Raw genomic sequence first — 25,865 nt, forward strand, 5'->3', positions numbered from 1 at the left:
GCTATCAGCTATCAGCTATCAGCTATCAGCTATCAGCTATCAGCTATCAGCTATCAGCTATCAGCTATCAGCTATCAAAACTATGTAGGGCGTCATTTGTGGTGGCAAGTATTGATTCTTGGTTTTAGGTGCTAGGTGCTAGGCGCAAATAAAAGACATCGAGTTTCTTCTTTGAGTCACTGTTTTTGAAAACAACCCCAGATTCCACTAAGAATATATTTGGATTCAAACTAAGGTAGAATCCTCTTAATTTTTAATCATCAATAAGGTCGTAAAATAATTCTGCTTTCTTAATCTCGAGTTCCAACTCTTTTGTGTATGGCAGCCTTACAATATTTCCCACAAGAATTTCATTCACAGTGGTCTTTGCCTCTACAATCGTCATTTTCAACTCTCGACGCAATACCTTATTAAAAGATATTTTTCTAAAACCCGTGGACCACTTCGTAATTTCAATAATCATTTTCTTCCAGCTTTATACTTACTTATCTAGGTTATTTACATACACATGGGCTTTTGCTTTTTGCCACTACCTCGCCCATGGCATCAGAAAATAATTTAGCTTAACCCCAATGGTTTTATTTAACTACTTACCACCTATCATATGCATGAAAAATAAATGGGTAACCTTATAGTTGTCTAGTTTAGTTACTAGGTGCTAGGCTTTAGGTGCAAATATAAGATATCGAGTTTCTTCTTTGAGCCATGTTTATTAAGAACAAAGCCCGAGAGTGCGAAGCTCTGAATTAAAAAGATATTATCTATTCGTCGTTTGCTACTCCTTCATCAAACCAAACATGTTCTTGCTCTCCACCCAGCATGAATCGATAACCAGGTGGCAAAGCCATATAAATAGCTACTTCAGGTCTATATTTTACAATATGAGTAAAGTGAACCGTTTTTAAACTCGAAATATCTCCATTATATTCGTCAGTGGTTAACCACCAACCGCTCATATGGTCCGGTGAAGGGTAACGAACTCCTTCTAAAGGCAGCCCCTCATATACACCGTCAGATATTACTACCATTTGCTCCTCGTCAACTGGTGTATATTTTGCACTATAGTGTTCACAACACTTCTGTTGAACTTCTAGCAGATGAGTTATTCCTTTCATCTTAAATTGGATACCACACAATTAATTAATCTATCGAGAATATCATCAAAGTTGAAAACAACAAAAAGCCCCCGCGAGTGTGAAGCTTAGAATTCAAACTATGTCGTCAAATATTTAATAAAGACTCATCAAACCAAACATCAACATAATCTCCTGCGATTAAAAACCTATAACCCGGAGGTAGCGCAAGAAATTTTTTGATATCAGGACACCACTCACCTAAATGAGCAACATGAAGAGGAACGAAAAAATCAGGTTCTTCAGAAAACTCATCTCCCCCCCAAATGTACCAACCTGTTGTATCTCCTTCAGAGGAGTGTCTTAGTCCATTAATAGGAATAACCCCTTGCTTGACGTTACGAGAAATCCCAACTTTCATATCTTCGGGAGATGATACAAAGTCAGCATTAAATTCATTACATACCAATCTTTGAATTTTTGTAATTTCAGTCATTAAAAATCATGCACCTTTTTCTGCGCTTTAAACACATGGGAGCAGGTTTTGCTTTTTGTCACTACCTCACCCATGCCAGCAAGCGGTTCTTTTCATTGAGCAGCTTAGCCAGTCTTGAAAACAAAATCCAAGCCACCACAGCTAGAAAAAACAAGGCCCCGCGAGTGCGAGGCTTTTGATTCGACAGCGTTAGCTGTTCATTAATTCTCTTACTTGAATTTGTATCTGTTTTTCGCATTATCCAGCGTTAAGTGAATCAAACTCGGTGCACCTGCGCCATGAGAGCCTGAGTCGTCGTATATTAGCTCCCAGAGTCGCCCATCATTAGGATCTCGCAGTAAAGTTGACCACCCATCATCGGAATATGCAACGACTAACATTACGTTATTTTTTAAATAATCAATTCGCTGTGCCACTTTATCCGCCACAACTTTACCGTTTAAAAAAACATGCTTACCGATTAATTTGTTTTCATCTTTCCTTAGATTCATGTCTTATCAACCTAAATACTGTTCTTCTGGTACTTTTCAGTTTCGGATTACAAATCCCTCCAGCGCGCTAAAGCACGACCTACAAGCAAGTGCTAACCTAGCTCCTAGAGCCTAGCTCCTATGACCTGACCACTAACCACTAACCACTAACCACTAACCACTAACCACTAACATCTTTCCCCTAGAAGCTAGCAACTCGCAACTAGCAACTAGCAACTCAAATCAACAATACTGCCCTGCTGCAAAGCCGCAGCTCCAGGCGTATTGGAAGTTGTAGCCGCCTAGCCAACCGGTGACGTCGGTGACTTCGCCGATGAAATACAGGCCCGGTGACTTTTTCACTTCGAAGGTTTTAGAGCTTAACTCGTCGGTGTCTACACCGCCAAGCGTTACTTCGGCCGTTCTGTAACCCTCGGTGCCGTTGGGTTTAATTTGCCAATTGTGAATGTAGTCATGTAATGCGTCGATTTGTGCATGGCTTAGCTGGTTTACATTGCAATCAGGGATCGCTTTCGTGTCGTGCAGCATTTCAACAAAACGCTTTGGTAAAATTGTCGCAAGGGTATTTTTTAGTGACTTTTGCCCTTGGCTTTGACGCCACTGCTCAAGCTGCTGTTTTAAATCGAGCTCGGGTAACAAGTTGATGTACACAGTTTGCCCTGCACGCCAAAAAGAGCTGATTTGCAGAATCGCTGGGCCTGAAAGGCCGCGGTGAGTAAACAAGATGTTTTCTTTAAACTGGGTGCCATCTTCACTGGTAACCAGACAAGGAATGCTGATCCCCGATAACCCATCAAAGCGATCTTTATCGTGCTGGTGCAACGTAAATGGCACTAATGCCGCCATGGTTGGTAGCACTGTTAAACCAAATTGCTCGGCAATTTTATAACCAATTGGTGATGCACCGAGCTTAGGCATGGTTAATCCGCCCGATGCGACAACTAACGATTCGCATTGATAGCTGTCTTGCTCAGTAATAACTTCATAGCCCGCATCGGTTTTTGTCACGCTGAGTACTTCGTTACGCAGCGCTATGTTAACCCCCGCCCACTCGCACTCAGTTAAAAGAATGTCGACGATATCTTGTGCGCTGTTATCACAAAATAACTGACCCAGCGTTTTATGGTGATACGCCAAGCCGTGACGGTCCACCAGCTCTATAAAGTCATGCTGGGTATAACGACTTAGGCACGATTTTACAAAGTGAGGGTTGCCACACAAGTAGTTGTCTGGGCTTGCGTTTTCATTGGTGAAGTTACAACGCCCGCCGCCGCTGATTAATATTTTACGGCCCGGCTTTTTGCCCATATCAAGCACAGTAACATTGCGACCACGGTAGCCTGCTTGTGCAGCACACATCAAACCTGCGGCACCGGCGCCAATCACAATTACATCTACTTGGGTCATTACTCATACTCACTAAAAAAATTTAGCTGATTATAACAAGTTATTGTCGCTGCTGTGTTAACACTGAGGTGTTTTTACAAAAAAGATAAAACCAAAAAACGAAATAAAGTAAAAACTCAAAACCACAAAATTATAACTTTATTATGAGAAAATCACTAAAAAGAACCACAAAAAGACTAGTTTAGACGTCTATACATTTAGTTATAACCAAAATAGAGACAACCATAATAAAACGATATTTTAACTAAATTTACATTTATTTTACCTTTGTCCCCCTTCGCGAAAAACATCGTGGAGATTTACATAACAATCTAGGGATCATTATGACAACTAACAACAACTTGAAGAAGTGCGCAATTGCACTGAGCTTGACTGCGTTGTTTGGGACGACGGCAGCAATGGCTACTCCAAACCAACTTATGTCACCATCTATGCAGGAAACTGCGGCGAAATTACAAGGCCAAGAAGGCTTTGGTACACAATTCATCATCAAGTATAAAAACAACAGTGATGAAATGATGACAATGTCGGCAGCAGAACAAACGCCGACTATGATGAACAAAAAAGCAAAAGGCTTTGTTAAAAACTTCACCAGCAAAAAAGGTAAAGTAAAAGCGCAATATGTTCGTGCAATGGCAATGAGTAATCACCACGTAATGCGTGCTGATAAAAAACTTTCTGCTCAAGAAGCACAAGAATTCATGCAAGAGATGGTTGCATCAGGTAACGTTGAATACATCGAAATCGACCAAATGTTAAAGCCATTTGCAACGCCTAACGACCCACGTTATGACGACCAATGGCACTACTACGAGCAAGCGGGTGGACTTAACCTTCCTACGGCTTGGGATACAGCAACGGGTAGCGGTGTAGTTGTTGCGGTACTTGATACAGGTTACCGCCCTCATGTTGATTTAAATGCCAACATCCTTCAAGGCTATGACATGATCTCTAATGTTTCTGTAGCTAACGATGGTGGTGGTCGTGATAGCGATGCACGCGATCCGGGTGATGCAATCAGCGCTAACGAATGTGGTTACACACATGGTGCGCAAAGCTCAAGCTGGCACGGTACGCACGTTGCGGGTACTGTTGCAGCAGTAACTAACAACGGTGAAGGTGTTGCCGGTGTTGCTTACAACTCAAAAGTTGTTCCTGTACGTGTACTTGGTAAATGTGGTGGTTTAACTTCTGATATCGCTGACGGTATTATCTGGGCTTCAGGTGGTTCAGTTTCTGGCGTACCTACAAATGCTAATCCTGCTGATGTTATTAACATGAGTTTAGGTGGTAGCGGTTCATGTAGCTCTACAACACAAAACGCTATCAACCAAGCGCGTAACAACGGCTCTGTAATTGTAATTGCAGCGGGTAACGATAACGATAACTCTGCAAACTACAACCCAGGTAACTGTAATGGCGTTGTAAACGTTGCATCTGTTGGTCGTAACGGTGGTCGTGCTTACTACTCAAACTACGGTAGCAATATTGACGTTGCAGCACCGGGTGGCGCACAAAGCTTTGCGAATGATTCTGAAGGTGTGTTATCAACACACAACTCAGGTTCTACAGGCCCAAGCAGCGATTCATATCACTACTCGCAAGGTACGTCGATGGCAGCACCACATGTTGCGGGTGTAGCAGCGCTAATCAAGCAAGCTAAACCATCTGCAACGCCTGATGAAATCGAAAGCATCTTAAAATCAACAACTCGTTCTTTCCCAGCAACATGTACAAGCTGTGGTACAGGTATTGTTGATGCAGCAGCCGCTGTTGCAGCTGCATCAGGCACAACACCGCCACCACCAACAGGTAACGTATTAGAAGATGGTCAAGCACTCACTGGTTTAAGTGGCTCTGCTAGCAGCCAAACTTTCTACACAATGGAAGTGCCAACAGGTGCAACTAACGTAACCTTCACAATGAGTGGCGGTACAGGTGATGCTGACCTTTACGTTCGTGCAGGTAGCGCACCAACAACGTCAACCTATGATTGTCGCCCGTATGAAGGCGGTAACAACGAAGTATGTTCTATCGATAACCCAACAGCAGGCACTTACCATGTAATGCTGAATGGTTACTCTGCATACTCAGGTGTTAGCCTTGTGGGTGATTTAACAACTTCTGGCGGTGGTTCAGGCTCAGGTTCACCACAAGCAGGTGGCGGTACAGTGACTGATATCTCTGCAAGTGCTGGTCAATGGAAACATTACACGCTAGAAGTACCAGCAGGTATGGCAAGCTTCACTGTTACGACGTCTGGTGGTTCGGGTGATGCTGACTTATTCGTTAAGTTTGGTAGCCAACCAACGTCATCTAGCTATGACTGTCGTCCGTACAAAAACGGTAACGCAGAAACATGTACATTCAGTAATCCACAAGCAGGTACGTGGCACTTAAGCTTAAATGCTTACCGTACTTTCTCTGGTGTAACATTGGATGCACAGTATCAACCTTAATAGTTGATCTCCCCAGTATCCCCCTGGGACTTTTCAGCCGGACTTACGTCCGGCTTTTTTATACTTACATTAATAAAACGAATTGCTATTAAAGCTTTTCAAGCACAGCTTCAGCGCGGCTCACTACAAACTCTTTGTCTTGTTCAACAAACAGCCCTGTCACCGTTTGGTTTTCAACGATCATCGCATAACGCTTTGAACGTACGCCACCAAAGCCAGCTGTGTCTTTATCTAGACCAAGTGCTTTAGTAAAGCTTGCATCACCATCAGCTAACATACGAATATGCTCAGCGTTATGAGCTTCACCCCATGCTTTCATTACAAATGCATCGTTCACCGATACGCAGTAAATTGCATCAACGCCTTTCGCGGTAATTTTATCGGCTAGCGTAATAAACTCTGGTAAGTGGGCATTTGAACAGGTTGGCGTAAATGCACCTGGCACCGCAAATAGCACCACTTTTTTATCTGCAAATAATGCCTCTGTTGATAGGGTTTGCATGCCCTCGCTGGTTAATTCGCTAAGGGTTGCTGCAGGTAAAGTTTGGCCTTGTTCAATCATCGTGATTCCTTGAAAGAAAATAAGAGTACAGAGTATATACCCAAAAAATTGAATACCGCATGATTTAAGGGCAAACAATGCAAACCATTGCTCGCCCCTTGAAGAGTTATAAACCTAAGCTGGTTTTAATGGTGTGCATTTGCTCTTGTAGGCGCTGTTGAATATCGCTCACAAGAACATTTGATTCGCTTACTTGGCCTTTCATGCTATGCATTGATTGGCTAAAGTTTTCGAGTAAGGCATTTTGCTGTTTAGCAAGCTCCATAGCATCAAACGCGACTTTATTAGCATCTTGCGCGTTATCGGCAACGCCTTCTGAATTCCGTTTAAGCTCTTGAGCATTTTGTGTTTGTAGCTCGGCATCGGTAGCCAGTGCACTAATTTGCTCTGATACCATGGTTGAGTTTTCACTTAGGCGGTTTAGCTGATTGTTGATATCATCAAGCGAGCCTTGCGTTTGTCTGGCAAGCTTTCGTACTTCGTCAGCGACAACCGCAAAGCCTCGACCATGCTCACCTGCACGTGCCGACTCAATCGCCGCATTCAATGCCAGTAGATTTGTTTGCTCAGCAATGTTTTTGATCACCTCAATAACTTGGCCAACATCATCAACGCCTTTTAATAGCTCTTTTAAGCTATCTAGACCTTGCTCAACGCGCTCTTCAGTGCGAGAGCTTGCGGTTAACATGCTCTCGGCAAAGCCTAAGCTCTGCTCCATCGCACCAAAGGTTTGTTTGGCGTTATCAGCAACTTGACCATTAATGTTATTGACCTGCTCACCAATGTGTTGAATATCAGTAAGTAAACCTTGGTTTTGTTCAACCTGAGAGTGACTGGCATCCGTTTGCTGAGCAATGGTATGTAAGTGCTCGCTCATTTCTAGCATAAAGTCATTAATAACCTTAAGCATTTGTGCTCGCTCTTCTGCCTCACCACGCTGGCGTTCAATTAATTGATTAAAGTAATGAGCAATTTCACCAACTTCGGTTTTCGGGTTTTTACTCTCAATGTTTTTAAGCTCATTACTTTCAATCAAGAAGGCAAAGCCATCACGCAATTGGCGCAGAGGGTTAAGCACTTGGTTACGCTGTACAAAATACACACCCGCCGCTAAAACCACCAGCATGCCAATAGCGACACAAAACACGATAAACACTTGTTGCTTAAGGTGACTTTGTTCATCTTTTAATTTTTGCTCTGCACCGAGCACCGTTGCAGACAACGCGCCGATTTGTTCGCGCAGTGCTTGCATGCCGGTTTGTCGTTGCTCAGCTTGCTCAAGTGTTGATGCTAAATCACGAGGGAAACGTTTAGGCCAGCTTGTTAGTTCAGCTTTAATATCACCGGCTAAATCTTCTGCTTCTTCACCAAAAAATAAAGCGTCTTCATCCACTTCACTCATTACACCTAGGTTTTCGAGTCTGTCGATTTTAGTAGCAAGGGCATTTAAGTTTTCAACACTTTGATTAAGGCTGTTTTTAGTGTCTTGATCAAAGTTGATCACTAACTTGTAAGTATATAAAGCAAGTGATGTCACTTCGCTGTAGTAGTCAGCAGCAAGTTGATAATATTCAAGCGCAAGCACTGTTTGTGGCTGTGCTTTACGTGCATAGCCAATTAATGATGAGGCAGAGCCTGCCATTTGTCTTAACGAGTTATCGAGCAGTGCCATTTCGTTACCCGATAGCTTACCTAAAGCGCGATACTTACCGTTAATGTCTTTATCGAGGGCCGTCAGTTGGCTATTTAGTTGACCCGCTAGATCTTTAGGTAGCTCAGCTAAATGCTGCTTTTTAACATCGCTTATCAGCGTTGAGGCTTTATTTAAGTGTTGGCTGTCACCTTGCTCTAAATAATCATCAAGGTAACTTTTTAAATCAATAATGATGGTGTTTTTCAGCTTATTATAAGCGTTATCTTGCTGCTCTAAGCCGAGTAAGGTTTGACTAGCCCAGAACAGAGTGGCTGCCAGTAAGATACTGGCGAGTGTGAGTAAAACGGCCAATAGCCGAGTAAATGATGACACGCGCATAAACGATATTCCCAAGTAACGTTACGCGCGTAGAATATTAACCTTTTATGACAATTTGATGTAAACCGTAAAAAATAACAGGTAAAAGCGAGAGCAACTAACCCAAAAGGGTTAAATAAATACCAATTCGCTTAATATTGCGGATTAGTATCAGACCATTGCAGCTTTTACGTATACATCAAAGCGGTTCTTCTTGGTTTTGATTTGCATACTCGGGGTTTTGTCATTTAGAAATGGGGCGTAATCAGGGCGCTTCACAACGACTCGCTTACTAGCAAGCGGATAAGCAAATTCTAATAGATCATCGGCATCGCTATCTCCGCCAACAAGCTCTTGGAATACTCGCATTTCTTTTTTAACGAGGGCTGATTTTTCACGATGAGGAAACATAGGATCTAAGTACACAACATCAGGAGTATCACTACACTGCGCCAGTAAAGTATGGCTTGAGCCAAACACTAGGCTCATGTTTTCTTTCATCCAAGGGCCGATTTCTGCATCGTTATAGGCGCGTTCTAGGCCGTCAAATAATAGTGCAGCTACCACTGGGTGGCGCTCATGCAAAATCACTTTACAACCTAGTGATGCCAGTACAAAGCCATCGCGGCCAAGGCCTGCAGTGGCATCAAGCACAACAGGCGTGGCACCTTTGTTTAAGCCAACCGCTTTTGCGATAGCCTGCCCTTTACCACCACCAAACTTGCGTCGATGGGCTGCAGCACCCGTTACAAAATCAACATGAATAGCACCAAGCTTTGGCTCGTCCTTTTTCTTCAGGCTAAGACCTTGGTCGTCATAATGAAGCGAAAAACCTGCATTTTGCTCAGCCCACTTAGCCAAACCAAAACGCTGTTCAATCGCATCTAAATAAGGACGCATTTCTTTAAAAGGACAATGAATTACCACGCAAAACTCCGAGCTATATTATTCGCCGCCAGTATAGCATGGCTTAAAATAGCTCGATATCCGTTTGTGAGGTCACATCTTCGGTCTCACTCGGCTCAGCCATTTTTTGTAAGCTCGCTAAAAGCTCACTACGCGATTCGATAATATGCTTTAGCTGAAACTTTATAAACGATAAGTCTTCATTGAGTGAGGTAAAAATCAGCTGAGTTTGCTTTAATTGCTGCAAGTGAAATGCGACTTCGTCGCTGCCCGATAAACCACTTTGCTCAATAGACTTATTTAGCTCATCAAGTTGGGCGGCAAGTTTCTCTACAGCATGTTCGCGCGAATCACTGTTTTGGTACATTTGATCAGATAACTCATTAAACGAGTTACCAATTTGCTGCGCCTGAGTCATTGCCCGCTCATTGTTTTCCATGTCTTGTACTTTGGCGTTAGTCACCTCAAGAATATGCGGGAATAGATCTTTATAACGACCATAAAGCTGGGCATCATCAAGTGGCATGTTTTTGATCAGCATCGACACTTTAGGGTAATTAATAATAGTGCGATGGCTAAAATCAACAAAGCGATTTGCATCACGATGTTTTTCGAGCAGCTCTTGCTCAAGTGGACACACCCCACCCTCAGCACTACAAAATATGCCTACATCTTGATACCAAAACGCCAGTACGACATCGAGCTCCATCGGATTAAAAAACTCAAACATATGCTCAGATAACGCTTTGATATCGTGTGCATGATAGCTTTGCCCAACATAGCGCATTATACGACCCATATCACCTGAATCTGTCATCGCGATTTCGGCAGTGATTTGCGCTCGCTCTACATCACTTTTAAGCTTTTTAGAGTGCTGACGATATTGATATAACACGCGAATACGTGCCATGAGTTCTTCAGCATTAAATGGTTTTACAATGTAATCAGCAGCACCTGCGTTATAGCCTTTTACACGGTCTGGTAGGTCAGCTTTACCCGATAAAAACATCACAGGTGTGTCTTTTGTTTGCGGGTTTGCTTTTAATTCGTTACATACCTCAAAACCTGTTTTACCCGGCATTTCGATATCAAGTAAAATGATGTCCGGGTTGTACTTTAACGCCTGTCTTAATCCTTCGTCGCCATTTTTAGCATGGATCAGTGTGCAAAAGCCCGATAGCGATTCCTCAATCACATGATGGATATATTTATCATCATCAATGGCTAATACAAGTTTTGACATGCTTAATTCCTATAAACTCTTTTTTAAGAAGGATAGTACGAGAGCGTGATTTTGCGAAGAAATATTAATAAAAAAAGCGCCTTACGGCGCTTTAGATCAACAAACTTTATTATGCAGCAATGCCGCTATGTCTAAGTAGTGCATCAACTTGTGGTTCGCGTCCGCGGAACTTTTTAAATAGCTCCATTGGCTCTTCACTGCCCCCTTTCTCTAAAATGTTCTTTAAGAAAGCTTCGCCCGTGGCTGGGTTAAAGATGCCTTCTTCTTCAAATTTAGAAAACGCATCAGCCGAAAGTACTTCAGCCCACTTGTAAGAGTAATAACCTGCGCTGTAACCGCCAGCAAAAATGTGGCTAAAGCCATGTTGAAAGCGGTTAAATGCTGGCGCTTTAACAACGGCCGTTTTACTGCGCACATCATCAAGAGTTGCTTGAATGTTACATGGCTCACCCGCTTTGTAAGTATGGTGAATAGTAAAGTCAAACAACGAGAACTCAAGCTGACGCAGCATTTGCATACCTGATTGGAAGTTCTTCGCCGCTAGGAGTTTATCTAATAACTCTTTTGGTAACGGCTCATCTGTTTCGTAATGACCCGAAATAAAGCTCAGCGCTTCTTCTTCGTAGCACCAGTTTTCAAGGAACTGGCTTGGTAACTCAACCGCATCCCATGCAACACCGTTAATACCTGCAACTGGTGCAGCATCAACTTGTGTCAACATATGGTGAATACCATGACCAAATTCATGGAATAACGTAGTCACTTCGTTATGCGTAAACAAAGCAGGCTTATCACCCACAGCTTTATTAAAGTTACACACTAAGTACGCAACAGGGGTTTGTAATTCGCCGTTAGCACGTACTTTACGACCCATACAGTCATCCATCCACGCGCCGCCGCGTTTGCGATCACGGGCGTATAAATCTAGATAAAAACGACCACGTAAAGTATTACTGCTATCGTAAATTTCGAAAAAACGTACATCAGGGTGGTAAGTATCAAACTCTGTGACTTCTTTTACGCTAATACCAAATAAACGATTTACAGTAGTGAATAAGCCACTTAAAACTTTATTGGCAGGGAAATATGGGCGCAGTACTTCATCAGAAATCGCGTACTTCTCTTGCTTAAGTTTTTCGCCGTAGTAAGCGTAGTCCCATGCAGCAAGCTCAGTCACACCGTGCTTGTCTTTTGCGTAGGCAGTTAGCTCAGCAAGCTCTTGCTCAGCTTGTGGTTTAGACTTAGCTGCTAAATCTTCTAAGAATGAGAAAACTTGCTCTGGCGTTTCTGCCATTTTAGTCGCCAATGACATATCCGCGTAGCTGTTAAAGCCAAGTAACTCGGCAAGTTCATGACGCAGGGCAAGCTCTTCGCTCATAATGGCAGAGTTATCAAACTCACCGGCATTAGGGCCTTGATCAGATGCACGCGTCACAAACGCAGTGTAAAACTCTTCACGTAACTCGCGGTTATCAGCATAAGTCATGATTGGTAAGTAAGATGGAAAATCTAACGTGAATACCCAGCCATCTAGCTCTTTGCTTTTAGCTGTATCAGCACCTAGGGCTAACGCAGACTCTGGTAAACCAGCCAGTTCGCTTTCATCTGTAATGTGCTTTTGCCAAGCGAGTGTGGCATCCATTACATTATTACCAAACTTAGAGGCCAGCTCAGATAAACGCGCACTGATTTCGCCATAACGCTTTTGTTGCTCAGGCTTTAAAGCAATACCAGATAGCTCAAAATCACGCAGTGCATTAGTAATGGTTTTTTGCTGGGCAATCGTTAGTGTTTTAAATTCGTCACTGTTGTGAAGCTCATTGTAAGCATCGTATAAACCTTGATGCTGACCAACAAACGTTGAATACTCAGATAACAACGGCAAACATTGCTCATAGGCTTCACGTAGCTCGTCGTTATTAACGACAGAATTCATATGTGATACCGGTGAAAATAAGCGTGATAACTTGTCATCAGCTTCTTCAAGCGGAAGCACCAAATCATTCCATGTGTATGATTTAGTTGCCAGTACCTCATCTATTTTGGTACGACACTCAGCAATCGCTGCTTTTAATGCTGGCACTACGTGTGCTGGTTTAATTTTAGAAAACGGCGGAAGCCCTTCTAAACCAATGAGTGGGTTATTTTCTGCAATTGTCATTTTCGTTCTCAAATTTTATGCGAAGATGATTTTGAAGTTGGGGCGAATTGATGAAATACAAGGGGCTTAACCTTGGTCTTTATTATGCTATTATCAACTTATTACTAAATCGATTAATTAATAAAGAATTATCTATTTTTGAGGACAAACTATGGCTCAGCATTTTGATTACATTGCAATTGGTGGTGGTAGTGGCGGTATTGCCTCTGCAAACCGTGCAGCAATGCGTGGCGCAAAAGTCGCTCTTATTGAAGCAAAACACATGGGTGGCACCTGTGTAAACGTGGGTTGTGTTCCAAAGAAAGTTATGTGGCACGGCGCACAAATTGCTGAAGCAATTAACGCATATGCACCTGACTACGGCTTTGATGTTGAATTAAAAAGCTTTAGCTGGGCTAAATTAGTTGAAAGCCGCGAAGCGTATATTGGCCGTATTCACCAAGGTTACAACAAGTACTTATCTAGCAATGGTGTAACTGTAATCAATGGCTTTGCTAAGTTTGTTGATAACAAAACAGTTGAAGTTAACGGTGAGCTATACACGGCAGACCATATCCTTGTTGCTGTTGGTGGTCGCCCTACTATTCCTAACATCCCAGGCGCTGAGCTTGGTATTGATTCAAATGGCTTCTTTGAGCTAGACGCACAGCCTAAGCGTGTTGCTGTGGTTGGTGCTGGTTACATTGCCGTTGAAATCGCAGGTGTACTTCATAGCCTTGGTACAGAAACACATCTGTTTGTTCGTAAAAACAAACCACTTCGTACTTTTGACCCATACATTGTTGATACACTTGTCGAGATTATGGCGAAAGAAGGCCCGACTCTTCACACTGATTGCACACCTAAAGAAGTAGTTAAAGAAAGCGATGGTAGCTTAACAATTCACTTTGAAAATGGTCACAGCCAAAACGTTGATCAAGTTATTTGGGCAATTGGCCGTACACCTACAACTGACAAGATCAATCTTGCAGCGGCAGGTGTTGAAGTAACTGAAGGCGGTTACGTTAAAGTAGACGAATTCCAAAACACCACAGCTGAAAACGTATATGCAGTTGGCGATATCATCGAAAACGGTATTGAACTTACGCCAGTAGCCGTTAAAGCAGGTCGTACTCTATCAGAGCGTTTATTCAATAAAGAATTACCTGATGATTTAAAAATGGATTACGAGCTAGTACCTACAGTGGTATTCAGCCATCCACCAATCGGCACAATTGGTTTAACAGAGCAGCAAGCGATTGATCAATACGGCAGCGATAACGTTAAAGTATATAAATCAAGCTTTGCAGCAATGTACACAGCAGTTACTCAGCACCGTCAAGCATGTAACATGATGCTAGTGTGTGCTGGCGAAGACGAAAAAGTTGTTGGCTTACACGGCATTGGCTTTACCGTCGATGAAATGATCCAAGGTTTTGCCGTTGCAATGAAGATGGGCGCAACCAAAGCAGACTTTGATGCAGTTGTGGCTATTCACCCAACTGGCTCAGAAGAGTTTGTAACGATGAGATAAACTCACGTTGCGAGTCAATTTTAAAACCTTGTGGTGCTGCCACAAGGTTTTTTGATGCTTAAAGCTGGCACAAACCTTGTAACTGTTAATAAAGTAACCAGTTATAGCAAGAATTTGCCCTTGTTTACTGTGTAATTAAGTAACTTTTACGCAGTACTCAAGGCATTTTTACAAGGAGGCACTGTGTCTAAGTCTGCAATTTTATATCGCATGGTGACCGATGAGCATATTTGCCCATTCGGTTTAAAATCAAAAGATTTATTAGAGCGTCATGGTTACGATGTTGATGATCGTCATTTAACCAGCCGTGAGCAAACCGACGAATTCAAACAGCAGCATGATGTAAAAACCACACCACAAACCTTTATCAATGATAAACGTATTGGCGGTTACGATGATTTGCGCGACTTTTTTAATCTACCTGAGGCAGGTCAGCAAGGTACTAGTTACACCCCTGTATTAGCGATTTTTGCAGTGACCATGTTACTAAGCTGCGGTTTTACTTATGCCAGCGGTGAAGCTTTATTTTCTATGCAAAATCTGATGCTGTTCGTGGCATTATCAATGGCGGTATTAGCGATACAAAAGCTGCAAGATTTATTCAGCTTTTCTAACTCATTTATTACCTATGACCTATTGGCCATGCGTGTCGTGCCCTACGCCTATGTTTATCCATTTATCGAGGCGTATGTAGCGATAGGTATGGTGGCTAAATTACCCGCCTTAGCTGTTGCACCATTTTCATTATTTATTGGTGGTATAGGTGCGATATCGGTTATTAAGGCTGTGTATATCGATAAACGAGAACTGAAATGTTCCTGTGTTGGTGGCGACAGTAATGTGCCGCTCGGCTTTATCTCTCTGAGTGAGAACCTATTTATGATTGCCGCAGGTATATGGATGCTATTTAGCTAATACAAAAACGCGAGGGATTACCCTCGCGTTCATTTTAACTATTAGTGAGGATTATTAAGCCGTACCACCCACAGTTAAGTTATCAATTTTAAGGCTAGGTTGGCCCACACCTACAGGAACGCTTTGGCCATCTTTACCACACACGCCAACGCCTTTATCAAGGGCTAAGTCGTTACCTACCATCGAAATTTGCTGCATCACTTCAGGGCCATTGCCAATCAGTGTTGCACCTTTGATAGGTTGTGTGATTTTACCGTTTTCAATTAAGTAGGCTTCAGAGGCACTAAATACAAACTTACCCGACGTAATATCCACTTGGCCGCCACCAAAATTAGGCGCGAAGATACCTTTTTTCACCGAGCTGATGATATCAGCTTGGCTGTGCTCACCACCTAACATATAGGTGTTGGTCATACGTGGCATAGGTAAGTGAGCGTAGGATTCGCGGCGCGCATTACCAGTAGGGTTAACACCCATCAAACGGGCATTTAGCTTATCTTGCATGTAGCCCTTTAAAATACCGTTTTCAATGAGCACGTTATACGCAGCTGGTGTCCCTTCATCATCCACGTTCAATGAACCACGGCGATCAGCAATAGTGCCATCATCCACGACTGTACACAGCTCAGATGCCACCTTTTGACCTACTTTACCGCTAAACGCTGATGCGCCTTTACGGTTAAAGTCACCTTCTAGACCATGGCCTACCGCTTCGTGTAGTAACACACCCGGCCAACCTGCGCCTAGTACGACTTCCATACTACCAGCAGGTGCATCGATTGCTTCTAGATTTACTTTTGCTTGGCGAACAGCTTCTTCGGCGTATTCCATCCAACGCGGTTTGCCATCAACTAATTCTTTAAAATAGCCATAATCTAAACGCGCACCGCCCCCTGCACCACCGCGCTCACGACGGCCGTTCTTCTCAAGTAACACTGAGCAGTTTAAGCGAATAAGCGGGCGAATATCGGTGGCAAAGGTGCCATCACTTGCAGCAATTAACACTTCTTCATAAACCGCCGACATCGAGCTGATCACTTGCTCAGCATCCGGTGCTAATTGACGAATATAGTTTTCAAGTTCGCGTAGCAGGCTTACTTTGTCATCGTTGCTCATGCTTTGAATTGGTTGATGCGGCGCATACTGCTCTTTAGCAGCTACATCACTTAACACCTGAATCGTTTTGTTTTCGCCAGCATTGGCAATACTTCGCGCTGCCGTTGCTGCTTTGTTTAACGCTTCAAGGTTAATCGCATCTGAGTATGAAAAACCGGTTTTTTCACCGCTAACAGCACGCACACCCACACCACGTTCAACGTTGTATGAGCCTTCTTTCACTAAGCCATCTTCAAGCACCCAAGATTCGTGGTGGCTTGATTGAAAATACAGATCGGCATAGTCAACTTGATGTTGATGAATAAAAGCGAGCGTTTTTTCTAATTCTTCTCTCGTTAGTTGGCTGTCATGTAATAAATGCTGTTCAACCGTGTTCATAATAAATGCTCTCTAAATCGTTGCTGAGACTGCACTGGCATGTCTTGGCGAATTGTATTCAAGCGGTTTAAATCAAGCTCATGGCTGATAAACCCGGTACCAGAGGCAAGCTCACTGAGCGTTTCTCCCCATGGTGAAATAATAATGCTGTGGCCATAAGTGTGGCGGCCATTCTCGTGCTCGCCCCACTGTGCTGCGGCAACCACATAGCATTGTGTTTCGATTGCACGCGCAGCTAATAAAATATGCCAATGAGCAGCGCCGGTGACTGTGGTAAAGGCACTGGGCACTAAAATAAGCTCAGCCCCTTGGCGCTGCATGGCGGTGAATAAGCCACTAAAACGTAGATCATAACATACTGCTAAGCCAATTTTACCAAATGGCGAGTCGACCACCACAATATCGTTGCCTGCTTGCGTCGCATCAGACTCTCGGTAACTGCGCGTAGTGTCGGCAACATCTACATCAAATAAGTGAATTTTATTGTACTGCGCAACCACATCGCCTTGGTTGTTAAATAAAAACGAGGCAGCTAAATACTTACCATTTTGCTGTGAAACAGGCAGGGTGCCAGCAGCTAACCAAATATCATGTTGCTTACATAAATCAGCAAGCTTCGCTTTATATGCCTCACTTTGCAGACCTAATTCATAACTTGCTTGGCTTTGCTTACTAAAGATCAAAAAGCTTTCGGGTAAACACACTAACAATGGCCGAGTTGCAGGTAACTGATTCAATGTCTCTGCCAAAAAAGTGAGGTTTTGCTCAGCATTCATGCGTGAGCACATTTGCACAGCAACAACCTGTGGGTGAGGATTAGCCTTCATTGTTATCTAAACTCGCTGAAGATGCGGCATCTTTTAATTTTAGTTGTGTCGACGACTGCGGCTGGCTTTGCGCGGCTTGCGGTAACGTCACTTCACGGCTCTTACGATCCACTTCTTTCACAACAGGGTCATTCATACTACCTGTTACTTTAAAGTTGATTTCTGAGATCACCCGCGCCGAATGAATCACTTTATCGATTGCCAGCGCTGCAAGACCACTTACCGGGTTAACCATCCATGCCACAATAACAGGAATACTCGACGTCACCTGCGGTGCAACCGCTAGGTCGTAATCAATTTCAAAGGTGTTTAAGTTTGTATGGCCTTTGATCGTCAAATCGGCAGGCACACCATCAAGCTTGGTATCTTGGGTGTAAGCTATGCCCTTTTCTAGCTGCATGGTGCCTTGCATACTGTTATAGAAAAAGCCTTTCGAGAATACATCTCTAAAATCCAGTTTCAGCTTACGCACTAACGAATCTAAACTCAGTAAAGAGAATACTCGCGCACCACCATCACTTATTTCTGCAAGGTGCCCTTCACCTAAACGCCAATCTAATTCACCAGCTAAACTTGGTACATCAAAGCTATAAGGTGCGCCTTGCCATGCAAGATCAAACTTAATATTGGCATCAGAGTCTTTTACTGTGGTGGTGATATCAAACTCATCAAATAACTCGCCAATGTCGTCACTTTGTAAGTTACCGCTAAAACGTGTTTGCCCATCAGCAAATTGCCCTTTACCACGTAATACGTGATCGCCTTTGTCGATGACCAGCTCAGTGAACAAGAGTTTATCGTTCTCCCCAACTAAGCTGCTTTTAATTTTATCGAGCTGATACTCAGCCACTTTACAATCTTCACAGTTAAACTCGATGGCTGGGACTCGGGTTAACCAGCTTAAATCTTCTGGTTCTGAGTCTTGCTCTGCTTGCTCTGCTTGCTCTGCGACTTCGTTAAAATTAATACGCAGGTAGTCAGTAAAAATTTGAATTGGTCTGCGTGTTTCACCGGTTGGAATAAGCGCGTCGGCACGTAACTCTTTAGCATTTAGCTTTAACTCTAAGTCTGATTGTTTTGGCGCTAAGCGAAATTCAAAATCATTAAAGTCGATATTGTGTAGTGCCAGTTTATTAAATTTACCCGTTACGTTATTGAACGCAGGCATCACACTTGGTGTATCAGACTTAACTTTGGTAAGCGCAATAATCTGATCAATTAGGCCAAACCAAGGCACTATTTCGGTTTCTGGTAAATCGATAGATACCGCAAAACCTTCACGATTAAGCCCTAAATCTTGCGCACCTAAAATTAAATGGGCGTTACTAAATTTCTTTTCGCCGTTATCTAAAATCGCATTAAAGAATAACTGCTCATCGATATTCGCGGTGATCAAATTAGAGATATGGTCACCCTGCACGACCGCAGTTAATGGCCATTTCTGCTCTGCGCTTTTGTTATAAGGTGCAGGCAGCTGGCTAGTCACACCGATTAAATTACCACTCACATCGGCGCGGTAATTAAAGTCATTCGGTAAAAAGTTAAGCGACACATTAATATCGACATTGCTTTGACCGCTTAAATAACCGGCCAATAAACCATGGGCTTGTTCAATCAAAGGTTCAGCTTCAAGGGCCAGCTTTATCGCAATTTCGGCGCGATAGGTATCAGCCACATTTTCACTGTTGTAGTTGGCAGTAAGTGGCATGCCCATCCAATCTGCTTTGGCATTTTTTAAGTCGATTTTATCGTTATTAAACTTAACTATGCCGGTCATGTGATTAAGAGTGATACCTGGCTGTGCAAGGTAAACCGGAATATTAGCCAATTCAACTTCACCTATCGCATCAACATGACCCGAACGTAAATTAACTAACAACTCAATATCGGCCGTTGCTTCGCCTTGTGGTTGCACAGCTTCAAAAACACTCGCCAAAGGCTTGGCAAGCGGAGTCGCTGTAAAGAACGGGTTAAGCTTGTCGCCATGGGCACGTTTATTAATGGCAACTTTTAGGATTTCTGCATTCATTAAATCAGCAATACTGACATGAACACCCTCCCCCAAAGCGAGGTTAACCAGTTTGCCCGACTTACTATAGATATCCATGCGTTCATTTTCGAAATGTAAAATGACGTTGGCATCTTCAACTTCAGGCCAGCTTGGTGAAAACTTATATTTAGCGTTTTCAACATTCGCTAACACTTCAAATTGACCTTGCTGCTCTTTAAACGGGAAACCTTTAAATGGCCCCGAGAACAGCACTTGAGCTTTATTAACTTCACCGCCCTTAATTGCGCCATTAAGGTAATTAACCAGCTTTTCGCTCATTACAGGTAACGGGAAATAATGCCCAGCGACATTGGCATCAGGGGCATAGGCTTCAGCATATAAATCTAACCGCGGTTCATCGGTCAGGCTTAGCATCATCTCTGCAGCCACAGTTACTTCGTCGTTATCAAGCCAGATATTATCGCTACTAATGCGCCAGCCATCATCGTAATGGTGAAGGTCGAGCTCTACATTTAATTGGTTATAGGCAATATCTTGGCTAAAGCTGCCGTTCGTTAGCAGTTGATTGTTCTCGCCATATAGCTGAATTCGCCCAGCTGATTGATTAATTAAGCCATCAACACGAATCGCCTGACCGCCAGGAATGCCCTGCAGCGACAGCCAATTAATTTGTTCGCCCTGAAACCAAAGTTGCCAGTTATCTTGCTGACCTAACTCAAGATAGGCATCACTTAACTGACCATTGGGTTGACGCGCTAAAAACGGGGCAAGTACTTCAAAGTTACTTAACTGCGATAACTTTGCCAGCAATGCAAAATCAAATTGCTTTAACCAAATTTGGCTTTTATCGCCAAGTTGAGCTTCAAACTGTAAGGTTGGCCATTGTTTTAAGTCACTTTCAAAGGTGAGTCCGGTGCTTTTTAAGCGCCAGCCATTTTGCTTTGGAAATAAATGAAAACCACCTTCACTTAAACTAATTTGGTGCGCTTCTTGGTTTTGTTGCCAGTTAATGAAACTCGGTAGCCACTGCACTTTTACATCGCTGATCAGACCTTTTTCAAGACTAAACCAGGTTTGTAAATTAATGTCGGAATTAAGCTGCTGCTTGTCGGTATTAATATATTGCGCCAGCCACTTAGATACATCAACGTTCGCTGCTTGCACATAGATATCGCCAGCCATGGTTTCGAGGGTCGAACCATTCAGCGCCATGCGGGCGTCAAAACTACCAACAGAAATTCCCGGTAAGGCTAACGTACCTGAACCTTGATGTTGCTCAGGGGTATTTTGCCAGACAATGTTTTCAAGGATCAGCTTGCGCTCTTTACCATCATTGAGGGTAAAATTGAGGCTACTGTCTTGCACCGCAAAGTGGCCCGTTTCACCAAGGAATAAGCCTTCAATTAGTTCTTTTTGCTCAAAGTTGCTGGTTTGCTGGTTATTCCCCAAATCAAGCATAGTGGGTAAATCAACATCAGCATGAAAGCCATTGATCACAAAATAGTTCGATTTAAGCTGACGAGTTTTTACTGACTCCCATAAATTAACTTCAAGGCTCGCTTTATCGATGGTGAGTGCAATCGGTGAGGTTTGGTTATCTTCAAAAGAAATATCTTCGATGACTAAGGCAGGGCCTTGGCCATGCCAACTGGCTGAGATTGAGCCTATTGCTAAATTTACATCAAAGCGTTCATACAAAAACGCTTCAATGTCATCTTTATAATCATTTGCGTATGGCAGTGAATACTTTACCACAGAGACAATAACGGCCAGCAGTACGAGAGTAATAGCAAATACTTGCCATAACTTACGTAAACAATAAAAGCAGACCGTTTTTGCCTTCATTACATCATTACCACATCAAACTGTTCTTGGTTATATAAACTCTCTGTTTGAATACTGACTTGCTTACCGATAAATAGTTCCAGCTCAGCAAGGTTGTGATACTCATCGTTGATCAATGCTTCGCTTACCGAAGGAGCTGCGTAAACCATAAACTTATCAGCTGCATAAGCACGGTTTACCCTAACAATTTCACGCAATATTTCGTAGCAAACCGTTTCTACTGTTTTTTGCGAGCCGCGCCCTGAACACGCAGGACACACATCACAAAGAATGTGCTCTAAGCTTTCGCGGGTCCGTTTGCGGGTCATCTCTACTAAGCCTAGTGCAGATAAGCCGTTTATGTTGGCTTTTGCACGATCTTTTGCAAGCGCAGACTCAAGTGAATGCAATACTCGACGTTTGTGCTCATCACTAACCATATCGATAAAGTCGATGATAATGATGCCGCCTAAATTACGTAAACGTAGCTGACGAGCAATTGCTGAGGTCGCTTCGATATTAGTATTAAAAATGGTTTCTTCTAGGTTACGATGGCCAACAAACGCACCGGTATTTACATCAACGGTTGTCATCGCTTCGGTTTGGTCGATAATTAAATAACCACCCGATTTAAGCTCAACTTTACGATGCAGCGCTTTTTGGATCTCGGTTTCAACATCGAATAAATCGAAAATAGGTCGCTCACCCGGGTAGTATTCTAGTGCTCCCGATAACAGCGGCACAAATTCTTCAGTAAACTCTTTAAGCTCTTGATAGGTTAATTTTGAGTCAACACGAATACGCTCCATGTCTTCACCTACGTAGTCACGTAGAGTTCGAAACGCCAGTGTTAAATCTTCATGCAAGATACTTTCTTTACTGGTTTTTTTGCGCTTAGTGACGATTTTTTGCCAGAGTTTTTTTAAGAATTCCGCATCATGACGTAGCTCAGCTTCCGATGCCCCTTCTGCTGCAGTACGAACAATAAAGCTGCCGTCATCATCACCATATTCGGCAACAATTTTCTTTAAACGCGAACGTTCTTCTTCGGTTTCAATACGCTGGCTTACACCTACGTGTGTTGCATCTGGCATAAACACTAAATAACGAGAAGGAATAGTGATATCAGTTGTTAAGCGTGCGCCCTTGGTTCCTAGCGGGTCTTTAACCACTTGCACCATGATATGTTGACCTTGGCGCACAAGCTCACGAATATCTTGTACTTTTTTGATTGGCTGCTCATCAACGCCTTCTACAATTGAGGCACTGTTTACAATGTCTGATGCATGTAAAAAAGCGGCTTTCTCTAAGCCAATATCGACAAACGCAGCCTGCATACCCGGTAATACTCGGCTGATTTTACCTAAGTAAATATTGCCCACAATCCCAAGGTTGCCAATTCGCTCTAGTTGGATTTCTTGCAGTACGCCATTTTCGATAAGCGCAACGCGACTTTCGCTCGGTGTAACGTTGATCAGTAATTCGGTGCTCATGTTACCCTCTTAAAAATTCGTTTAATAACTGCTCTGTCTCATATAAAGGTAAGCCGACAACCGCAAAATAGCTACCCGAAAGGTGACTAACAAAGCGACCACCTAAGCCTTGAATGCCATAACCACCGGCTTTATCTTGCGGCTCTCCACTATGCCAGTAAGCATCAATTTCAGCATCGCTGAGCGGTTTAAATGTAACATCGGTGACAACAAGGCAGCTTTTTACTTGCTCACTATCAGCAATTGCCACAGCCGTCATCACTTGATGAGTACGGCCAGATAAGCGCTTCATGGTAGCGGTAAAATCAGCTTGGTCTAGCGGCTTACCAAGTGCGGTATCATCAATGACAACCACAGTATCGCTGCCAAGTACTGGGCGGTCAGTGTAACCCATAGCAACGCCTGATTGTGCCTTAAGTCTGGCAAGACGCTCTACATAGTCGCGCGGGGCTTCGTTTGGGAATTGGCTTTCATCTGCATCAACGCTAAATTGAGAAAACTCAACGCCAAGTTGGCTGAGCAACTCTTTTCGACGCGGTGATGCAGACGCCAAATAAATTGCGGTTTGCATTATCTAATCCTGAAATGACGGCGATATTTACGCAAAATTAAGAATATCCACCACCAACAAAGCATGCCGGTTAGTACTGGCCACATATAATGCGGGCTAAAATAAACGCCCATTAAAAAGTGGTTAAGCCAAAACTGCATGAGGTGGTAAAGCGTTAAAAACAAAGCAATTAAAATGCTTTGCTGCCATAAAGAAAAGTTTCTAATTTTTTGGAAGTTACTTGCTGTGATAAATATACACACCGAGTAAGTCAGTGAGTTCACACCGAGTGGCGAGCCTGATGCAAGGTCCATTAATAAACCAACGACCCAAGCTGTGCCAATATTTAAACGGTGTGGCACCGCTAACGACCAATACATTAATACCATTAACACCCAGTCTGGGCGGTATGGTTCAAACGAAATCGGCAACGGCATTAATGCCATTACCAATGCAAAGAAGATACTGATAGCAATCAGCAAAAAGTGACGACTATTCATTGCTGATGCTCTCCTGCTGATTACGCCACAGCACAACCAATAAGCGAATACGGTCAAGTTGCGCAATTGGCTCAGCATAAACCTGCGCAAAAGGACGCCCTTCATCACGATTAATTTCGGTCACCACTGCAACCGGATAACCTTCAGGGAAAGTGCCACCTAGGCCAGACGTAACCAAGATATCGCCAATGCGAACATCAAGGCTATGTGGTACATGCGAAAGTTTTACCACGTTGATTTTGCCAATCCCCTCAACCACGGTACGCACATCGTTACGTAAAATACGCACAGGTGTTGCGTGGGTTGTATCAGTCATCAGTAGTACGCGCGAAGTAGTTGAACCCACTTGAGTGATTTGCCCCACTACACCCATTTCGTCAATCACAGCTTGGCCTTCGCTTAGGCCATCCGTTGTACCTCGGTTAATAACCACTTGGTGGCTATACGGGTTTGAGTGAACAGAGAGGACTTGTGCAATAATTTTACGATTTGATTGCTTAGCCGATGAACCTAACAAGGCGCGTAACTTATCGTTTTCACGAGATAAAAATTGCAGTTGTTGTAGTTGTTCGCTTTGTAGTAACTGCTTCTTTTTAAGTGCTTCGTTTTCAGTTAAAAGCTGTTCGCGGGTATGGAGGTTCTTCGCGCCAATACTAAATAGCTCATAGGGCAAGTTGGCAAGGTAAATAAGTGGGCTAACTAAAGTGTTTAGGCTGGTGCGGATTGTTGTACCACCTTGAGTGTAGCGATCGCCCACTATCAGCACGACACTCAAAAGCACTGCGACAAAAAGTCGCAGTTGCAAAGAGATGGTACGACCAAAAAGTAACTTCATTAGTCGTAACTAAATACGTCACCACCGTGCATATCAATCATTTCTAGTGCCTTACCGCCGCCACGTGCAACACACGTTAATGGATCATCAGCAACCACAACTGGAATACCGGTTTCTTCCATTAATAAACGGTCTAGGTCTTTTAATAATGCACCACCACCGGTTAATACCATACCGTGAGCAGAGATATCAGACGCAAGCTCTGGTGGAGATTGCTCTAATGCAACCATTACCGCGCTCACAATACCCATTAATGGCTCTTGCAGTGCTTCTAAGATTTCGTGTGAGTTAAGCGTGAATGAACGCGGTACACCTTCAGCAAGGTTACGACCACGTACTTCAATTTCAATTGGCTCGTCTGTTTTGAAAGCAGAACCGATTTGGTGCTTGATGTTTTCAGCTGTCGCTTCACCAATTAAGCTACCGAAGTTACGACGTACATAGTTGATGATAGCTTCATCAAATTTGTCACCACCAATGCGTACAGATGAAGAGTAAACCACACCATTTAATGAAATAATGGCAACTTCAGTTGTACCACCACCGATATCAACAACCATTGAACCGGTTGCTTCAGACACTGGTAAGCCAGCACCGATAGCCGCAGCCATTGGCTCTTCGATTAGGTACACTTCACGAGCACCAGCACCCATTGCAGACTCACGAATAGCACGCTTTTCTACTTGCGTTGCACCACAAGGCACACAAATAAGAACACGTGGGCTTGGGCGCATAAAGTTGTTGTTATGCACTTGCTTTATGAAGTGTTGCAGCATTTTTTCAGTCACATAGAAATCAGCAATAACGCCGTCTTTCATTGGACGAATTGCTTTAATGTTACCCGGAGTACGACCTAACATTTGCTTAGCTTCGGTACCTACAGATGCTACGCTCTTAGGGCCACCAGCACGCTCTTGACGAATAGCAACAACTGAAGGTTCGTTTAATACGATACCTTCTTCTTTTACATAAATTAGGGTATTGGCTGTACCCAAGTCGATCGATAGATCGTTTGAAAAAATACCACGGAGTTTTTTAAACATGAGGCTGGATGACCTTTGAAAATTCGTTCTTATACTAGCTGCTCTCACTCT

20 protein-coding genes are annotated in these 25,865 nt (G+C 43.2%); 3 read left to right on the plus strand and 17 right to left on the minus strand.

Features of this window, described 5'->3' with window-relative positions; translation table 11 throughout:
- Positions 1 to 761: 761 nt before the first annotated feature.
- From HUS62_RS13990 to HUS62_RS14005, 4 genes are all read right to left on the minus strand, one after another.
- A complete protein-coding gene (locus HUS62_RS13990; protein ID WP_258536781.1) occupies positions 762 to 1,028 on the minus strand; it encodes a hypothetical protein in 267 nt (88 codons plus the stop codon).
- 193 nt (positions 1,029 to 1,221) lie between these two features.
- Positions 1,222 to 1,569 (minus strand): hypothetical protein, encoded by a 348-nt coding sequence (locus HUS62_RS13995; protein WP_175080018.1) that lies wholly within the window; start codon positions 1,567 to 1,569, stop codon positions 1,222 to 1,224.
- A gap of 209 nt (positions 1,570 to 1,778) precedes the next feature.
- A complete protein-coding gene (locus tag HUS62_RS14000; RefSeq protein ID WP_175080019.1) occupies positions 1,779 to 2,060 on the minus strand; it encodes an Imm27 family immunity protein in 282 nt (93 codons plus the stop codon).
- 222 nt (positions 2,061 to 2,282) lie between these two features.
- Entirely contained in the window at positions 2,283 to 3,467 is a 1,185-nt protein-coding gene (locus HUS62_RS14005) for an NAD(P)/FAD-dependent oxidoreductase (protein ID WP_175080020.1), read from the minus strand.
- A 323-nt stretch (positions 3,468 to 3,790) separates the two neighbouring features.
- On the opposite strand from HUS62_RS14005, the gene HUS62_RS14010 reads away from it, so the two are divergent.
- Complete coding sequence (locus HUS62_RS14010) at positions 3,791 to 5,926, plus strand: S8 family peptidase (protein ID WP_175080021.1); 2,136 nt, start codon at positions 3,791 to 3,793, stop codon at positions 5,924 to 5,926.
- 88 nt (positions 5,927 to 6,014) lie between these two features.
- On the opposite strand, the gene HUS62_RS14015 is transcribed toward HUS62_RS14010, so the two are convergent.
- The 5 genes from HUS62_RS14015 to prlC form a co-directional block, all read right to left on the minus strand.
- Positions 6,015 to 6,488: a peroxiredoxin gene (locus tag HUS62_RS14015; protein ID WP_063529354.1), complete on the minus strand. Its 474-nt coding sequence runs from the start codon at positions 6,486 to 6,488 to the stop codon at positions 6,015 to 6,017.
- Positions 6,489 to 6,594: 106 nt separating this feature from the next.
- The gene (locus HUS62_RS14020; protein WP_175080022.1) at positions 6,595 to 8,520 is read right to left on the minus strand and encodes a methyl-accepting chemotaxis protein; all 1,926 of its coding nucleotides are present in this window, start codon (positions 8,518 to 8,520) and stop codon (positions 6,595 to 6,597) included.
- Between the two features lie 150 nt (positions 8,521 to 8,670).
- Positions 8,671 to 9,426, minus strand: coding sequence for a class I SAM-dependent methyltransferase (locus HUS62_RS14025; RefSeq protein ID WP_062565979.1), 756 nt, complete (start codon positions 9,424 to 9,426; stop codon positions 8,671 to 8,673).
- Positions 9,427 to 9,469: 43 nt separating this feature from the next.
- On the minus strand, positions 9,470 to 10,648 hold the full coding sequence (locus tag HUS62_RS14030; RefSeq protein WP_175080023.1) for a two-component system response regulator: 1,179 nt from the start codon (positions 10,646 to 10,648) through the stop codon (positions 9,470 to 9,472).
- Positions 10,649 to 10,757: 109 nt separating this feature from the next.
- Entirely contained in the window at positions 10,758 to 12,809 is a 2,052-nt protein-coding gene (gene prlC, locus HUS62_RS14035) for an oligopeptidase A (RefSeq protein ID WP_058583821.1), read from the minus strand.
- A 151-nt stretch (positions 12,810 to 12,960) separates the two neighbouring features.
- Here prlC and gorA point away from each other — a divergent pair, with 151 nt between their 5' ends.
- Positions 12,961 to 14,322, plus strand: a complete 1,362-nt coding sequence (gene gorA, locus HUS62_RS14040) for a glutathione-disulfide reductase (protein WP_175080024.1) — start codon at positions 12,961 to 12,963, stop codon at positions 14,320 to 14,322.
- 183 nt (positions 14,323 to 14,505) lie between these two features.
- Positions 14,506 to 15,237, plus strand: coding sequence for a glutaredoxin family protein (locus HUS62_RS14045; protein ID WP_175080025.1), 732 nt, complete (start codon positions 14,506 to 14,508; stop codon positions 15,235 to 15,237).
- Positions 15,238 to 15,291: 54 nt separating this feature from the next.
- On the opposite strand, the gene tldD is transcribed toward HUS62_RS14045, so the two are convergent.
- Genes tldD through HUS62_RS14085 form a run of 8 tightly spaced genes read right to left on the minus strand, consistent with a single transcriptional unit; the run spans position 15,292 to position 25,814 of the window.
- Complete coding sequence (gene tldD / locus HUS62_RS14050) at positions 15,292 to 16,731, minus strand: metalloprotease TldD (protein WP_175080026.1); 1,440 nt, start codon at positions 16,729 to 16,731, stop codon at positions 15,292 to 15,294.
- Positions 16,728 to 17,558, minus strand: a complete 831-nt coding sequence (locus tag HUS62_RS14055; protein WP_175080027.1) for a carbon-nitrogen hydrolase family protein — start codon at positions 17,556 to 17,558, stop codon at positions 16,728 to 16,730. Before HUS62_RS14055 ends, tldD begins: the two co-directional genes overlap by 4 nt.
- Complete coding sequence (locus HUS62_RS14060) at positions 17,548 to 21,414, minus strand: YhdP family protein (protein ID WP_175080028.1); 3,867 nt, start codon at positions 21,412 to 21,414, stop codon at positions 17,548 to 17,550. The genes HUS62_RS14055 and HUS62_RS14060 overlap by 11 nt, the downstream gene beginning before the upstream one ends.
- Positions 21,414 to 22,886, minus strand: coding sequence for a ribonuclease G (gene rng / locus HUS62_RS14065; RefSeq protein ID WP_054563357.1), 1,473 nt, complete (start codon positions 22,884 to 22,886; stop codon positions 21,414 to 21,416). Before rng ends, HUS62_RS14060 begins: the two co-directional genes overlap by 1 nt.
- 1 nt (position 22,887) lies before the next feature.
- Positions 22,888 to 23,457 (minus strand): nucleoside triphosphate pyrophosphatase, encoded by a 570-nt coding sequence (locus HUS62_RS14070; RefSeq protein WP_054563356.1) that lies wholly within the window; start codon positions 23,455 to 23,457, stop codon positions 22,888 to 22,890.
- Positions 23,457 to 23,936: a rod shape-determining protein MreD gene (mreD, locus tag HUS62_RS14075; RefSeq protein WP_058583828.1), complete on the minus strand. Its 480-nt coding sequence runs from the start codon at positions 23,934 to 23,936 to the stop codon at positions 23,457 to 23,459. Before mreD ends, HUS62_RS14070 begins: the two co-directional genes overlap by 1 nt.
- A complete protein-coding gene (gene mreC, locus HUS62_RS14080; RefSeq protein ID WP_054552786.1) occupies positions 23,929 to 24,771 on the minus strand; it encodes a rod shape-determining protein MreC in 843 nt (280 codons plus the stop codon). The genes mreD and mreC overlap by 8 nt, the downstream gene beginning before the upstream one ends.
- Positions 24,771 to 25,814: a rod shape-determining protein gene (locus HUS62_RS14085; RefSeq protein WP_054552787.1), complete on the minus strand. Its 1,044-nt coding sequence runs from the start codon at positions 25,812 to 25,814 to the stop codon at positions 24,771 to 24,773. The genes mreC and HUS62_RS14085 overlap by 1 nt, the downstream gene beginning before the upstream one ends.
- Positions 25,815 to 25,865 lie beyond the last annotated feature (51 nt).

It is taken from the genome of Pseudoalteromonas sp. 0303 (genome assembly GCF_013349995.1).
Taxonomy (GTDB): domain Bacteria; phylum Pseudomonadota; class Gammaproteobacteria; order Enterobacterales; family Alteromonadaceae; genus Pseudoalteromonas.